Raw genomic sequence first — 15,346 nt, 5'->3', positions numbered from 1 at the left:
TCCGACGCAGTGATGCGGGAGGTTTAAATGTTCATAGGTCTTGAAAATAATTTGATCTAGAAAGATCTAACTACTCCGACTATTTTTTCTTATGTCTGTTCTTTCTCAAACGCTTTTTACGTTTGTGGGTAGCCATTTTATGTCTTTTTCTTTTCTTACCGCTTGGCATAATGTTGTTGTTTAAAATGTTTTATAATCTAATTACTTAATTCGTTTATTTTCCGATCCACAAACTGACTCATGTTAGGGTCGGCAGCAATCTCTTTTGTTTTCAAATAGGCAGCAATTGCATCTGCATTTCTATTCATGCTTTCATAACTTGAAGCTAAATAGAACCATGCTTCAGCGCTTGGAGCTATTTCAATGACTGTCTTAAAACGTTCAACAGCCCTATCAAACTGACCTGATTTCATAGAAAACAAGCCCAAATTTAAATTTGCCTTCAAATTTTTAGGATCCTGCTTTACCACATCAAGTAATAAAGTGATTCCCTTCATAGGGTTAGGTGTTCCACTAACATAGGCAATACCCAATCCTGTTTTCACTTCAAGGGTATTTGGCTTTAATTTATCAGCCTTTTGATAAGAGTTAATGGCTTTCTGGACTAATACCGGTTGAACCAATGTGTCCATACTTTGCTGATATGCATCCGTAAATTTATCTCCGGCTTTTAACCATGCTTCAAAATTCGGTTCTTTTTCAGCAATTAACTCATAATATAATGAAGATGGAGTTGTAAGATTTACATCATCCCATTGCTGGGCTAGTTTTTTATACAATTCTAATTTTTCATCATCAGATGCGCTTTTTAACTGAGATTCTAGATCGCCAATTAGCGACTTTAAACTAGCATTTAAGCCTTCCATCGAGGTTTTTGATACCTCTTCTAATGAAATTGACTTAGCATCTGTGGGGGTTGGTGTAGTAGCTGCCGACTGAGTTTCTTCACCTTCGCCGGGTTTTACTAAACCTTGGATGTCTAACATAAGCATCATGCCAAACAGTAAAATTACTGAAGTTATGACTATGATTTGCTTTTTGTTTAACATCATTTATTAATTAAAAACTCTATTATTTATTACCTGTTTTTACCTTTTCAACAAAAACTTTTGCTGGCTTAAAACTTGGAACAAAATGCTCTGGAATGATAATAGCCGTGTTTTTTGAAATATTACGAGCAGTTTTCTTTGCTCTCTTCTTTACTACAAAGCTTCCAAAACCTCTCACGTAAACGTTCTCACCATTTACCATTGAATTTTTTACAACTTTGAAAAATGCTTCTACAGCCTCTTGAACATCTACTTTTTCGATTCCGGTTTTGTTAGAGATCTCTGTAATGATTTCTGCCTTGGTCATATCTAATTTCTTTTATTTTTATCCTAAATAATACCTTATTTGGGGATGCAAAAGTATTGGTTTTAATTGAATTAGGGAAATAATTCTACTTTTTTTTAAAGCAAGTCGCTATAATACAATATTAAGGTACTTTTGTGTCCCCATTTTATCTAATATACTCTATATAAATGAATTTCGCTGAAGAAATAATTGAATGGTACCAATTGCACAAAAGAGATCTGCCTTGGAGAAATACAAATGATCCATACATCATTTGGCTTTCGGAAATTATCATGCAACAAACACGCGTAGAGCAAGGTACTCCCTATTTCAACCGTTTTGCCGAAAAATACCCTACAGTGAAGCAATTTGCCGATGCAAAAGAGGAAGAAATATTGAAACTTTGGCAAGGTTTGGGTTATTATTCAAGGGGTAGAAATATGCATCACACCGCCAAAATTGTGATGGAAGAACATGCTGGATATTTCCCAAGCAGTTATGAAAGCTTGATAAAACTTAAGGGCATTGGTGAATATACCGCTGCAGCTATTTCTTCCTTTTCATCAAATGAAGCAAAAGCAGTTGTTGATGGTAATGTTTTTAGGTTATTATCTCGATATTTCGGTATTGACACCCCCATCAATTCGGGAAAAGGGAAAAAACTTTTTACCGAATTAGCGAATGAATTACTTGATAAATCGCAAGCTGGAGAGTTTAATCAGGCTATCATGGAATTTGGCTCTTTGCAATGTAAACCTAAAAACCCCGACTGCCTTGCATGTCCTTTACAAGTTGGATGTGAAGCAAAAAAATCAAATCGTATTCATGAATTACCCATTAAAATCAAATCGCAAAAAAGCCGCGATCGCTATTTTAATTATATTCTTGCACTAAAAGATGACCAAATTCTGCTGAATAAACGTGGGGCAGGTGATATTTGGGAAAATTTACATGAACTTCCTCTATTTGAGAGCAAATCTGCTTGCCTTGCAGAAGATTTAATTCAATCGGAAGAGTTTATTAATTGCTTTGGAAAGAATGTCCGCATAAAATCCATCTCAAAACCAGTCAAACATATACTGAGTCACCAAAAATTACACACCATTTTCATTAATATAGAAAACTTCTCAGAAGAATTTATTTCGCAAAAAAACTGGTTCTTTGTGAATCAAAATGAGCTAAATCAATTAGCACAACCCAAATTAATTTTTCATTTCTTAGAAAATTTTCGTATATTAAGTCAATAATCTATTGAGAAAAACATGTCTGGAATTAACAAAGTTATTTTAGTCGGGCATTTAGGAAAAGATCCTGAAGTACGATATTTAGATGGAGGGGTAACCGTAGCGAGCTTCCCTCTGGCAACCTCCGAAACTTATAATAAAGACGGCAAAAAAATTGAACAAACCGAATGGCATAATATAGTTATGTGGAGAGGTTTGGCCGATACCGCATCAAAATATCTCAAAAAAGGCAAACTGATTTATCTGGAAGGGAAATTAAGAACACGTTCCTTTGAAGATCGTGAGGGTCACAAGAAATATACCACAGAAATTGTAGCCGAAAATTTCACAATGCTTGGGCGCAAGACTGATTTCGAAAATGAACAAAATGATCAATTAAAATCTGAAAAGCCCGAAAACTCTTCTGAAATAGCTAAAGAGGATAAACCAATGAACTATGAAGCTGGAGAAGCTGCCGATGATATTTTACCGTTTTAAATCCTTTCTGTCCAAGAACAATTTTGTAAAACATTGAATACAAAATAAGTCTTAAACCCTAAATGCTTCTTTTTTATTACTTTCACTTAAAATAATGAAAGAATATATGAAGAAGCATTTTTTATTGACAGCGCTATCCTGTCTTTTCGTCTTAACGGCTTATTCCCAAGAAAAGCTATTATTACGTCATCCATCCATAAATAAAAATGGATCCCTTATTTCTTTTTCTTTTCAAGGGGATATTTGGACGGTTCCAACAAATGGTGGGAAGGCTAATCGCCTAACAATCCATGAAGCATATGAAAGCAACCCCGTATTTAGTCCCGATGATAAAACCATAGCTTTCTCAGCAAATCGATATGGCAATAATGATATTTTCACTATTCCTGTTGAAGGGGGTACTGCAAAACGTCTTACTTATCATTCGGCGGGTGATAATGTATCTAGCTGGACCAATGATGGCTCGATAATTTTCACTACTGCTAGAGATTTTCGTCAGATTGAAAGAGATCCTGAAATGTTCTCCATATCCTCAAACGGGGGTACAGAGCAAAGAATAGCAGATGTTTTAGGCTTTGAGCCAGTTACCTCTCCCGACGGAAAATTTATTGCCTTTACTCGTGGTGGTAGTAATCCGGTTGCTAGAGAGGACTATACTGGATCATCCGACCGCGAAATTTGGATCATGAACACTAAAACCAAAAGCTTTAATAAACTTCCATTATTTTCTACAAACGACATAATGCCACAATGGGGGCCCAATAATAGTTTATACTTTTTAAGTTCTACATCAGGAACCTATAATTTATTCAAAGTTTCTATTGATGCCGATGGAAAAGCTAATGGAAAGTCAGAACAGATTACGAACTATAAAGATGAGGCCATTAGGCATTACAGCATTTCTAAAGATGGATCAAGTATCGTATTTGAAAAAGATATGGGCTTCTATCTTCTAAAAACTGGAAATCCGGAGGCTCAAAAAATAAAAATAGAAATCAATGCTGATGATCGTTACGATTCTTCGGAAAGCAAAATGCTTACAAGTGGTGCTAGCGAATTTGCGCTATCTCCAAATGCTAAACTTTTTGCCTATACCATTCGTGGAGAAGTATTTATAAAAGAAGCTGATAAAGAAAAAAATAGAAGTGTAAACATTTCTAATCATGCCTATCGAGATATGAATCCCGTTTGGTTAAACGACTCAACACTAATTTTTACATCTGATCGTAAGGGAGGTAATTTCGATTTATTCATGGCCGTTTCTGGTGATGAAAAAGAGAAAAATCTGTTTAAAACCCTGAAGCATCGTATTATTCAAATAAGTACTACTGCAGAGGATGAAACTTCTCCAATAGTATCCTATGACGGTAAAAAAATTGCATTCGTTAGAGGACGAGGCCAATTAGTTGTGGCAGAAATCAATGATGCCGGCCAATTAAAGAATGAAAAAATCTTGGTCGATGGTTGGGCAGTACCATCAGGAATAACTTGGAGCCCTGATAATAAATGGTTAGCCTACTCAAAAAGCGACCTTTATGCCAATTTTGAAATCTTTATTCAGGCGGCAGATAATTCTTCAAAACCTGTGAATGTAACCATGCACCCTAGGACAGAAACCAAGCCTTTTTGGAGTCCCGATGGTTCAAAACTAGGTTTCCTAAGCTCCCGAAATAACCTAAGCACTGATGTTTGGTTTGTTTGGTTAAAGAAGGAAGATTGGGAAAAAGTAAATGAAGATTGGCAAGATGCACCTTCAAACGAAGCCCCTGCCTCAAGCAAAACAGCTAAATCAAGCACAAAAGCTATCCAAATAGATTTTGAAGACATTAGCAAAAGAACCGTTCAAGTTACCAGTTTACCCGGTGATGAAAACGATTTTGTTATTTCTAAAGATGGAAACACATTTTTCTATACCGCTACAAATAGCGCCGCAAGAGGTAGAGATCTTTACAGCGTGAAGTGGGATGGTAAAGAATTAAAGGAAATCACTAAAGGTGGAACAAACCCATATTCATTAACAACTGATAATGAAGGGAAGTCGGTTTATTTCTTCCGCCAAGGTGGTTCACTTGCAAAAATTGACCAAAAGAGTTCGGCACAAGAATCATTGCCTTATTTAGCAAAAATGACCATCGATTATCCAAATGAAAAAGAGCAGGTATTTGAGGAGGCATGGAGAACATTACGCGATCAATTTTATGATCCTAAAATGCATGGATACGATTGGAATGCTCTACGTGCTAAATACAAGGAAAGAACTATTTCGGCTTCCACGAGCTCCGATTTTAGGGATATGTTCAACCTCATGCTTGGCGAGCTTAACAGTAGCCACATGGGCTTTACTGCTGCCGATAGAACAGAAACACAAAGAGAAACTACTGGATTATTAGGAGCAGAGCTCAGTCCAATTGCAGATGGCATGAAAGTTATTCATGTGATACCTAATGGACCAGCAAGCAGAGTGGGAAGTCGCCTAATGGAAGGTGATATTATTACCGCTGTAAATGGTGAAACTGTAAATAAAAATGAGAATTTCTACAGTCACCTAGCTGGAACAGTCAACCAAAAGCTATTAATTACGGTAAAAGATAGTAAGGGAGCATCTAGAGAGGTGGTAATCAGACCAGTGGGAAGTAATTCTGGTGCATTATACGACGAATGGGTGCTTGAGCGTAAGAAACTTGTAGAGAAATATTCTAATGGTAAATTAGGTTATATTCATATTCAAGCGATGAACATGCCAAGTTTTGAGGAGACTGAGCGCGAATTTGCTGCTGCAGGCTATGGAAAAGAAGGCTTAGTTATTGATGTACGCTATAATGGTGGTGGAAGTACAACAGATTATTTAATGTCTGTTTTAAACTATAAACAGCACTCTTATGCCATTCCTAGGGGTGCTACTGATGATTTAGAAAAGAATAAATTAAAATTCCGCGATTATTATCCAGTTGGCGAACGTTTAGTTTATGCTGCCTATTTGAAGCCAACAATCGCCATTTGTAATGAAAATAGTTATTCAAATGCAGAGATTTTCTCACATGCCTTCAAGCAATTAGGTATTGGTAAATTAGTAGGTATTCCAACCAATGGATCTGTAATTTCAACTGGTGCTAAATCATTTTTAGATGGCTCTTCGGTTCGTGTTCCACTTAGAGGATGGTATGTTAAAGCAACCAACGAAAATCAAGAGCTCGGTCCCGCAGTACCTGATATCTTAATCGATAATTCCATTGATTATAGAACAAAGGGTGTGGATGAGCAGCTAAAAACTGCTGTGGATGAATTAATGAAGCAATTGGGAACAAAGTAATTAAAGTTCTTTACAAAAAAGGGGATTAAATGATTATTTAATCCCCTTTTTTACGTTTATAAAATTCTAAAACTACTTCTTAGTCATCTCCATATAATCGAGTGTGAGTCCGGTTAATGCCTTCACTCCAACTTTAAAAGAGCTCTCGTCAATAAAAAAGTCGGGAGTATGATGTGAAGGTGCCGTCTTCGGATCAGCACCCTTAGGTAAAGCTCCTAAAAAGAAGAATAAACCTGGGACTTTCTCCTGAAAGAATGAAAAATCTTCAGCGCCAGTTATTGGCGGAGTAATTAATACATTTTCTGCACCAAGGGTTTTTACAAGGCTTGGGACCATTTTTTGGGTTAGTTCTGGATCATTAAAGGTTACAGGATAATGATTGCTATACGGAATTTTAACTTCAGCAACAGCGCCTGCCGCTTCAGCAGTTTTTGTCGCGATAGTTCTAATTCTATCAATCAATAATTTTTCATCTTCAAGGCTCAGCGAACGGATAGTACCTAACATTTCTGCTTGCTCAGGAATAATATTTGAACGTACACCAGAATGAATTGCACCAATAGTTACCACACCTGCATTTTCAGTAATATTCAGGTTTCTACTAACAATGGTCTGTAAATTATTAATGATTTGTGCCGAAACAACAATCGGATCTATTGATGCCCAAGGTGCTGCACCATGTGCCTGGCGACCTTTCACAATAATCTGCATATCATTCACGCCAGCCATCATCCCCCCCGAGCGATAGGCAACTTTCCCAACCTCGGTAGAAGCCCAAATATGTAATCCAAAAATGACATCAACCTTAGGATTTTCAAGAACTCCCTCCTTTACCATGAGCTCTGCACCACCTTCAACTCCAGGAGCTGAACCTTCTTCAGCAGGTTGGAAAATAAATTTAACGCTACCTTTCAAATCAGCTTTCATTCCAGCTAAAACTTCGGCAACGCCCATTAACATGGCAGTATGCGAATCATGCCCACAAGCATGCATCACCCCAACTTCTTGATTATTATATTGAGTTTTTACCTTTGATGCAAATGGTAAAGAACCACGCTCAGTAACAGGTAATGCGTCCATATCCGCACGCAAAGCGATAACGGGACCCGGCTTTCCACCCTTTAAAACTCCTACAACCCCTGTTCTAGCCACTCCGGTCTTAACTTCCATTCCCAAACTTTGGAGATGTTTAGCAACAATTGCGGCTGTTCTAGTTTCATAATTGCCCAATTCTGGGTGTTCATGAAAATCGCGACGCCATTCAATAATTTTCGATTCAATTTGATCGGTGGAGGTATTTGCTTTAGCCTTCAGCGGACTAGTCTGAGAGAATGCAGGTAATGAAAATAAAAGCAGTCCTGCTAAATATGATTTATTCATGTTTGTTTTTTTAATTAAATTAGTGAAAAGAATATTAAAATCAAGGAAGGAAGATCTCGCCTAAATTTGGGATAAAATTTGCTTTAATTGAGCTACTTTTTCAGTAGAAGTCTCCATCATGGAATATTTTTTACCTGTTGTGGCATCAATTCCATATTCAACATTGATTTTAGCTGTAGTATGAAATTCATGCGCGCCACTTTCTAGAGCAATTTGAGCTAAATTTTGTTCATTAACTCCAGATCCAGGCATAATGGAAATCCTTGAACCTGCTTGAATAAAAAGAGATTTTAAAACTTCTAATCCTTCTAAAGCATTTTCCTTGCCACCTGAGGTTAAAACGCGATGACAACCAAGCGCTATAATGTCTTCTAAGCCTTGTTCTAAGTCACTGCAGCGATCAAAAGCCCTGTGAAAGGTAATTTCTAATCCCTTAGCTAGATCAATCAACTGAGCGCAACGTTCGGTGTCAATGCTTCCATCTTTTCTTAGGATACCAATCACAATTCCTTTGCAGCCTAAGTCTCTGCAAGCAATCACATCCTCCTTCATGATTTCAAATTCATCATTCGAAAAATAGAAATCACCACCACGAGGCCTAATAATTGGAAAAAATGGAATTTTTAGTGTTTTTTGGCATTTTAGGAGCATCCCATAGGAAGGTGTTGTTCCCCCTTCAGCAAGATTATCGCATAATTCAATTCGATCTGCTCCACCTAATTGAGCGGCCATAGCAGAGTCCCAAGAGCCAACACAGATCTCTAATTGCTTATTAGACATAGCTTTAGCTTATGAATAACTATTCGCCTTAACCAATAATTTCTGGTCCTTTTCATTACAAACGGCATAACTAAAGCCCTGTTGTATTGCGTAGGCACCATATTCACCTTTTTTATTAAGCGCTAAAAATCCAACTTGAATTTCCTTGGCTGTATTCGGTTTTTTTCTGATTATTCGCATCACCGCTTCCTTACAAGCCTCTTCAGGTGGATAGCCTTGACGCATTAATTCGACCACTAAGAAGCTTCCTACATTTCGGATAACTTCCTCACCAACACCGGTAGAAGTTGCTCCACCTACCTCATTATCAACGTATAAGCCTGCACCAATTATTGGCGAATCGCCCACCCTGCCATGCATTTTATAAGCCATTCCGCTGGTGGTACAAGCACCCGACATATTGCCTGCCGCATCGATGGCTAGCATACCGATGGTATCGTGATTGTATTGATTTCCTGGGAGTTTCGTCGGACTAAACAATCTGTTTTCAATGTTTATTTCCGGTTGATATCTGGCATTTTTAAGCCATGCTTTCCATGCTTTTTCTGAAGCTGGAGTTAGTAAATTTTCTTTTTTAAAGCCTTGCTCCATTGCAAATTGAAGTGCTCCAGCACCTACAAGCATTACATGGGGTGTTTTCTCCATCACTAATCTAGCCACCGAAATAGGATGCAAAATATGCTCTAGTGCAGCTACACTACCACAATTTCCCAATTCATCCATGATGCAAGCATCCAAAGTAACTCGTCCATCACGGTCGGGTAAACCGCCATATCCTACCGACTGATTACTTTCATCGGCCTCTGGAACATGAACTCCTTTTTCTACTGCATCTAGTGCTCTACCCTTGTTTTTTAAAACCTCCCATGCCGCTGCATTGGCTGCGATACCGAAATCCCAAGTGGAAATTACAATTGGGGAGTTTAAAACTGGGGTAATTGACTTTTCTTCAAAAACTTTTGAGAAAGATTTATTGCCTGCCACAATAGATGCTCCTGTAAGGGAGGTGGCGGCTAAAAATTTACGGCGACTAATCATGATTAAAGATAATAAAAGATACCTTTAAGTGAAATATTTTGGGATATTAAAATACAGGGGCTTGAATGGTAAAGGAGAATATTTACCGATATTAGGCACTGAAGCGAGTCAAAAATGTAATAGATCTTTAATTGTTGAGCACAGGTTAATTAATCTGTTTTAACAAAAAATCCTCCAATTCAACCGGTGATATATTTTTCCTTATTATCATGCCTTCCTTATCTAAGAGAAAATTTGTTGGAAAAGCATTTATAGACATTTTAGTTGCTTCAACACCATTCTTATCCCAATATTGAGGCCATAGCAGCTGGTATTTTTTAATAGCATTTTGCCAATCTGTTTTATATTTTTCTTTATCAGTAGAAACTCCAACAATTTCGAAACCGCTGGCTTTGTACTTCTCATATAAATTCTTTAAGGTTGGAAATTGTGCAATGCATGGACCGCAGTTACTATACCAAAAATCAATTAAGGTATATTGATTTTTTAAAAAGGAAGTAGAGTCTAGCTTTTTACCCTGATCGCTTACACTGATAAGAGATGGAAATCTTTTTCCCATTCCAAGTGTACCTCCTATATATAAATTTTTTGACAGAACTCTACCAGCATGTGTGTTTTTTAAAGAATCTGAAAACTGATTAAAAATAGAATCAAAAATCTTTTCATGACCAGAAAAACTGGATAGTCTAATAAATTTCCAGAATGCCAAATATGAATTTGGATAAGCAGTAGCATATTTTAATAAATTCTGGTCACTTTCAGCATAATAAGCATTCTGCTTAGCCCTCAAATCAAGTTCAATATTCTTTGGTATTTTACGTTGATAAACTTTATTTAGGCTATCCCAAGTGTGATAAAGTAAATTCATTTTAGCAGCTAAGCCATTTCGCAAATTTTTGACTTCAGCGGGTTCTTTCATGACCTGATTGCGAACGTCTGGAGTTGTGCGATTAGAGTCAATGTTTATAGTTATTGATTGAACGCCTTTCTCTATAACAAACAAAGAACTTAAATAACTGGAACCATAAATTAATTCGAAACCTTGTGGGTATGGCAGATGGCCTTGAAAAGAGAACCTTCCTTTCTTTACTTGTGCACTTAAACCATGTATGCCTTTGGGATAAAAACTGCTGTCAGTTAGCAAAATCAATTTTACTGTACCAGTGTCAGCATTAATATAGCCCTGTATAGTAAATGGACTTAAAACAGCTTTTTGTGCGTACAAATTATAACAAAAACAAAGTCCTATCAGACTAATTAAAAAATATTTTTTCATGGTATTTAACTTTACTTTCTAGTAAATTAAAATCTAAGCTAAGCCCTTAAACTAAAACACTATTTTTTTACCATGTCTTTTCGCCTTTTTTCATCTTATCTAGCAATTTTACAAAATAAATGTCCTTCCCGGAAGTAAGTTCAATTGCCTCACCAACCAGTTTGATGGCCTCATTTTTATCACCTGACTTATATAACAAATTAGAATAGGTGTATAAGCACATCAATTTCTTGTCCACGACGGAATTTTCCATATTTTCCTTCGCCCAATTTATTGCTGCTTTAATACTTTGTTCATCATCAGTATTTCGTAAGATCATGCCAGCATAATGGTTTAAATCATCAATACTGATTCGATCCTTATGTTTTGAACGGAATTCAGAAACTGCCAAACTATATTCTGGCCAACTTTCGGCCATTTCAAAATAAAAAACTTTTGCATACAAGAATATTTCTTCTGACAATTCAGGGTATTGGGAATCTAATTCTGCTTTTAATAAATCCCACTCAACTTTTTGGTTTAAAGTACCAGAATAACCGAACATTCCACCACCGTAATTAGTTTTTATACTGCTACTTCTAAGATATTTTAATGCAATTTCATCAAACAAAATAGTTCTGATAATTCCAGCACTTTTTCCAATTCCTAAAATAAGATCTGCCTTCATAGCATTATTTCTGAAAACCGGAAAACCAATATCAGAACTTTTAAGGGTGGTAGTAGCAAGAATCTTTAAGTTATCCTCAATTAAAAGATCTTTTTGTGTGGCAAAATATTCAGAAGATAATTTGGGAATTAAATCCTTGTCTCGATTCTGGATCGCTGATTTTAAAAGAATTAAAAGAAAATTTGGTTGTTTGTTACCTAAACTATATTGCTGTTTAAGGCTTAAATATTGTTTTTGGGGATCCAGAGCATCTTTAGATTTGGTGATAAACTCTTCAGAAGTCTTGGAGGCACCATAAACGCTATGTACAAGTTCTCCTTGTGGATTGAAAAAAAGATAGGTAGGGTAACTATCAACCTTGTAGGATTTCCTTAATTCATCAACATCATTATACCAGCTTTTTACATGATCATCGTCTTTTTTTGTTACATCAAATTGAACGGCTACATTAATGAAATTGGTATTAAAAAAATTTGCAACATTCGGTTGAGGAAAAATTTCATTTGACATAATTTTACATGGCAGGCACCAGGTTGTAAAAGCATCCATAAAAATGTATTTGTTTTCATTTTTCGCTTTTTGTTTAATTTGTGTCCAAGTAAGATTATGTTGGAATTTTATCCCATTGTTTTCCTGCGCTACGACAATGCGGCTGATAAAGACTAGTGCAATAAGAAATAATTTTTTCATGAAAAATTTGAATAAAAGTATTTTTAGACGATTTGTGCTTGTTCTATTTATGATTGAAAAAATAAATTAATTATATTTTAAGTAGCTATCATGCTTTTTAAACAATCAGCACAATAACTACTTAAATAATCAATAATTTTAACAAGCGGTTAAAGTCCCTAAAGTACACTGTGCATGTGAGCCACTTGGAACAAAAACACATTCGCTACACGAGACAGTCCCGTTCCCAGGTCCAGGGCAACATTGATACTTTCTTCCCTCACCACCCTCAACCTCAACCTCAGATGCACGACCACCTAAAACATTTTTCATTTGTTCTCTGCTTAGCATTTCGCCAATGCCTTTCATTTTTAAACTTAACTTTTTCATGATTAAAAATTTGAATAATTTACGCATCCATTTTCGGGTTCGGCTTTCCCTATCCTGTTATTCTGATGTCAGGCAAACATTGTTGGCCAAACAATTTCTTTGTTTTAATATGATCTATTAGTTTATCCTAATTTCGAAAAATTCATCCTCTGGAGGTAAACATTGTTTGTCGTTACATGTTTGATAGGTTAAAGTGCCTTTAATCACAGTTTTACTTCCTGCTAAAATTTCTACCCTTTGAATCACATCCAAGCTGTTAGAATATTGATAATTAGTAACTCCAATACTTTTTTCATAATGTTTTGAAAGTTTACCGACCTCCTTTATGTTATTTATAAATTTAATTGACTTATTCTTTTCAAAAACAACATTTAATGGTGTAGCAACACTATTTTTAGGTTGTACTTGAGAATAAATATGCCAACCAGATTTGATGAATGCTTTGAAGTGCAAATCGTAAACATTTGTACTAATTTTAGTATTTGTAAATGTCCATTTCACTGGAACTAATATCTGTGCTTCAGCACTAAATTGAATTATAAATAATAGACCTAGAATATACAATTTCATAATTTTTTATTTAGAGGTAAACTGCCCTTTTAAATAACTGGATCATATGAAATGACCCAGTATACCATTAATATCTACAACAATTTATACCATTTCCAAAACTCGTACTGTAACACGTAGTTGCCATTAAAGGATTACCACCGCTGCATAACAAAGCTGTAGGTAAACACACACAATTGTTTCCACCACCCTCAAATTCTTTACCACCTAAAACATTTTTCATTTGTTCTCTGCTTAGCATTTCTCCAATGCCTTTCATTTTTAAACTTAATTTTTTCATGATTGAAAATTTGAATAACATATATGTTTTACTCTAATAGTTCCTTGATCATTAAATCCAGCATATCTTCGTTGCTCTCATCAATTCGGAAATCTGAAAACATAACACGTCCTTTTTGATCAATCAGATAATTTTGAGGAACCCCCCAATAATGTAAATTGCCTTTATCTCTGGGTTCTTCTTTCAGAGGAAGAAAACTATACCTCTTAGACCTCAAAAATGGCAGAACGTATGCATCTTGTTTTCTTTCTGTATTAATACCTAGGTAAACTAGTTCCCTATTAGTATATTTTTTTACAACCGATTCTAAGTGTGGAAACTCTGCTAAGCATGGGGGGCAAGTAGGAAACCAATATGTGAGTAATATGATCTTGCCTTTATAATCCGAAAGAGAAACTCTGTTGGTATCGGTGTATCTCTGTAAATAAAAATCCTTAGCTATTGGTGCTGCTGCTTCTCGTAAACTTCGAATATCCAAATCAACTTGTTCTTCATCTTTTCCAAACTTCTTTGCATAAGCTAATAAGGCAAAACGACTCTTAATTCCGGGACGTTTCGCATAGAACAATGATAAGGTATCATAAGCAGCTTCACTATCATAAATTGCTTCTATGATTTCTGTTTTGAATAAAACATATCTATCATTTTTTCTGTTTTCTGCAGAAAGACCATCAAGTACTTCAAGTGCCTTTGAAGGATTATTTAAATCCATCATATTCTTGGCATCTCTATAAGTTCTTACTAAATTTAAATTTTTACTCCATTCATAGTGATTTACCTTTGGTTCAATTACCATATTCAAAGCTACTTCAAATGCCCTTTGTGGATTTTTCTCAAGTAGTAAATTGAAAAAAGCCTGAATGCCGTAAGAAGAAGAGGGATATGGCTTTGCTGAATATCTTTTATATAATTGCTCAAAAAATGCAATTTTTTCATTTGGATTTTTAGAGTTTAAGGCAAGGTAAGTAAGTGCTAAAGGCGCCTCCTCACTATCAGGAAACTTAAAGGCAACAGCTATAGATAGGGAATCAAATGTGGCAGGATTTGTATCTTTAAATGAGTATGCATATTGAAATGCATATTTAGAATTTTCTGGTTCAGCCTCTTTCGCTTTTGCCATATACTTCTGCTGGGCTAAAGTGTCCCCATAGTTTGCTGCATCAATTCCTAATAAAAACCAACTTTCAGCATGTTTTGGATTCAATTCTACAGCCTTAAGAAGAAAGGCTCTGCCTTCCGGATAAAGCCTATTGGTAAGCGATTTTCCAATTGAAAATGGCACATTGAATGATTTTGGAAAACGTTTTAACCATATAGCGTATTGGATCTTAAGATAAGGGTCCTCAGGAGCCAAGGCATTCAGGAAAGTCTGGTGAGCTTTCAAATTTTCAGGATTAGCCTCAACCATTGCTTGAAGCCTTTTTATGTTGGCTAACTGTGGAGGAGTTTTAATGAATTTTGATTGAGCTTGAACACTATCGATAATTGCTACAAAAAACAAACAATAGATAAAATGCCTTAAACCCATTGTTCTAAATCTCTTATTATCTTGCATTTGTCCTGAAATTTAAATTGATTCTTTATACACTTCCCACTTAAACTATTCAAAGGGGCTCGAATTACCGAACCCCTTTGTTACAATTAGTAGCACATTTTGAATATTTCCTGAGTACCACAAGCCACGTTTTTACAATCTCCTATAGCACAAGGAGGTAAATCTGGACCACATTCATTTTTGCATCCATCAACCTCAGATGCACGACCACCTAAAACATTTTTCATTTGTTCTCTGCTTAGCACTTCGCCAATGCCTTTCATTTTTAAACTTAATTTTTTCATGATTAAAAATTTGAATAATTTAGGCCTCTATTTTCGGGTTCGGCTTTCCCTATCCTGTTATTCTGATGACAGGCAAACATTGTTGGCCAAA

At 35.9% G+C, this 15,346-nt stretch carries 16 protein-coding genes; 3 read left to right on the top strand and 13 right to left on the bottom strand.

The window, feature by feature from the left end; all coding sequences use genetic code 11:
* Window positions 1-79: 79 nt before the first annotated feature.
* Genes QZ136_RS13475 through QZ136_RS12000 form a run of 3 tightly spaced genes read right to left on the bottom strand, consistent with a single transcriptional unit; the run spans window position 80 to window position 1,356 of the window.
* The gene (locus tag QZ136_RS13475) at window positions 80-169 is read right to left on the bottom strand and encodes a hypothetical protein (RefSeq protein ID WP_008506795.1); all 90 of its coding nucleotides are present in this window, start codon (window positions 167-169) and stop codon (window positions 80-82) included.
* A 28-nt stretch (window positions 170-197) separates the two neighbouring features.
* Window positions 198-1,052 (bottom strand): tetratricopeptide repeat protein, encoded by an 855-nt coding sequence (locus QZ136_RS12005; RefSeq protein WP_291403848.1) that lies wholly within the window; start codon window positions 1,050-1,052, stop codon window positions 198-200.
* A 19-nt stretch (window positions 1,053-1,071) separates the two neighbouring features.
* Window positions 1,072-1,356 (bottom strand): HU family DNA-binding protein, encoded by a 285-nt coding sequence (locus QZ136_RS12000; RefSeq protein ID WP_276360049.1) that lies wholly within the window; start codon window positions 1,354-1,356, stop codon window positions 1,072-1,074.
* Between the two features lie 167 nt (window positions 1,357-1,523).
* Here QZ136_RS12000 and mutY point away from each other — a divergent pair, with 167 nt between their 5' ends.
* From mutY to QZ136_RS11985, 3 genes are all read left to right on the top strand, one after another.
* Window positions 1,524-2,582, top strand: coding sequence for an A/G-specific adenine glycosylase (gene mutY, locus QZ136_RS11995; protein ID WP_291403845.1), 1,059 nt, complete (start codon window positions 1,524-1,526; stop codon window positions 2,580-2,582).
* Window positions 2,583-2,597: 15 nt separating this feature from the next.
* Window positions 2,598-3,056: a single-stranded DNA-binding protein gene (locus QZ136_RS11990; RefSeq protein ID WP_291403843.1), complete on the top strand. Its 459-nt coding sequence runs from the start codon at window positions 2,598-2,600 to the stop codon at window positions 3,054-3,056.
* Window positions 3,057-3,150: 94 nt separating this feature from the next.
* Window positions 3,151-6,366, top strand: coding sequence for a S41 family peptidase (locus QZ136_RS11985; protein WP_291403841.1), 3,216 nt, complete (start codon window positions 3,151-3,153; stop codon window positions 6,364-6,366).
* Between the two features lie 72 nt (window positions 6,367-6,438).
* Here QZ136_RS11985 and QZ136_RS11980 read toward each other — a convergent pair whose 3' ends face one another.
* From QZ136_RS11980 to QZ136_RS11935, 10 genes are all read right to left on the bottom strand, one after another.
* A complete protein-coding gene (locus QZ136_RS11980) occupies window positions 6,439-7,746 on the bottom strand; it encodes an amidohydrolase (protein WP_291403839.1) in 1,308 nt (435 codons plus the stop codon).
* A gap of 60 nt (window positions 7,747-7,806) precedes the next feature.
* On the bottom strand, window positions 7,807-8,526 hold the full coding sequence (locus QZ136_RS11975) for a copper homeostasis protein CutC (RefSeq protein WP_291403836.1): 720 nt from the start codon (window positions 8,524-8,526) through the stop codon (window positions 7,807-7,809).
* A 9-nt stretch (window positions 8,527-8,535) separates the two neighbouring features.
* Complete coding sequence (locus QZ136_RS11970; protein WP_291403834.1) at window positions 8,536-9,564, bottom strand: N(4)-(beta-N-acetylglucosaminyl)-L-asparaginase; 1,029 nt, start codon at window positions 9,562-9,564, stop codon at window positions 8,536-8,538.
* A gap of 145 nt (window positions 9,565-9,709) precedes the next feature.
* Window positions 9,710-10,840, bottom strand: coding sequence for a TlpA disulfide reductase family protein (locus QZ136_RS11965; RefSeq protein ID WP_291403832.1), 1,131 nt, complete (start codon window positions 10,838-10,840; stop codon window positions 9,710-9,712).
* 67 nt (window positions 10,841-10,907) lie between these two features.
* Window positions 10,908-12,197 carry a thioredoxin fold domain-containing protein gene (locus QZ136_RS11960; RefSeq protein WP_291403830.1) on the bottom strand — a complete coding sequence of 430 codons (1,290 nt, stop codon included), beginning with the start codon at window positions 12,195-12,197 and terminating at the stop codon, window positions 10,908-10,910.
* A gap of 138 nt (window positions 12,198-12,335) precedes the next feature.
* On the bottom strand, window positions 12,336-12,566 hold the full coding sequence (locus QZ136_RS11955; protein ID WP_291403828.1) for a hypothetical protein: 231 nt from the start codon (window positions 12,564-12,566) through the stop codon (window positions 12,336-12,338).
* Window positions 12,567-12,683: 117 nt separating this feature from the next.
* The gene (locus QZ136_RS11950; protein WP_291403826.1) at window positions 12,684-13,136 is read right to left on the bottom strand and encodes a protein-disulfide reductase DsbD domain-containing protein; all 453 of its coding nucleotides are present in this window, start codon (window positions 13,134-13,136) and stop codon (window positions 12,684-12,686) included.
* 67 nt (window positions 13,137-13,203) lie between these two features.
* Window positions 13,204-13,416, bottom strand: coding sequence for a hypothetical protein (locus tag QZ136_RS11945; RefSeq protein WP_291403824.1), 213 nt, complete (start codon window positions 13,414-13,416; stop codon window positions 13,204-13,206).
* Window positions 13,417-13,444: 28 nt separating this feature from the next.
* On the bottom strand, window positions 13,445-14,971 hold the full coding sequence (locus tag QZ136_RS11940) for a redoxin domain-containing protein (protein WP_291403821.1): 1,527 nt from the start codon (window positions 14,969-14,971) through the stop codon (window positions 13,445-13,447).
* An 86-nt stretch (window positions 14,972-15,057) separates the two neighbouring features.
* Window positions 15,058-15,255: a hypothetical protein gene (locus tag QZ136_RS11935; RefSeq protein ID WP_291403819.1), complete on the bottom strand. Its 198-nt coding sequence runs from the start codon at window positions 15,253-15,255 to the stop codon at window positions 15,058-15,060.
* Window positions 15,256-15,346 lie beyond the last annotated feature (91 nt).

This window comes from Daejeonella sp. (assembly GCF_017495225.1).
Lineage (GTDB): Bacteria > Bacteroidota > Bacteroidia > Sphingobacteriales > Sphingobacteriaceae > Daejeonella.
Note: the sequence above shows the minus strand (reverse complement) of the source record. Positions and strands in the feature narration are given on the sequence as shown.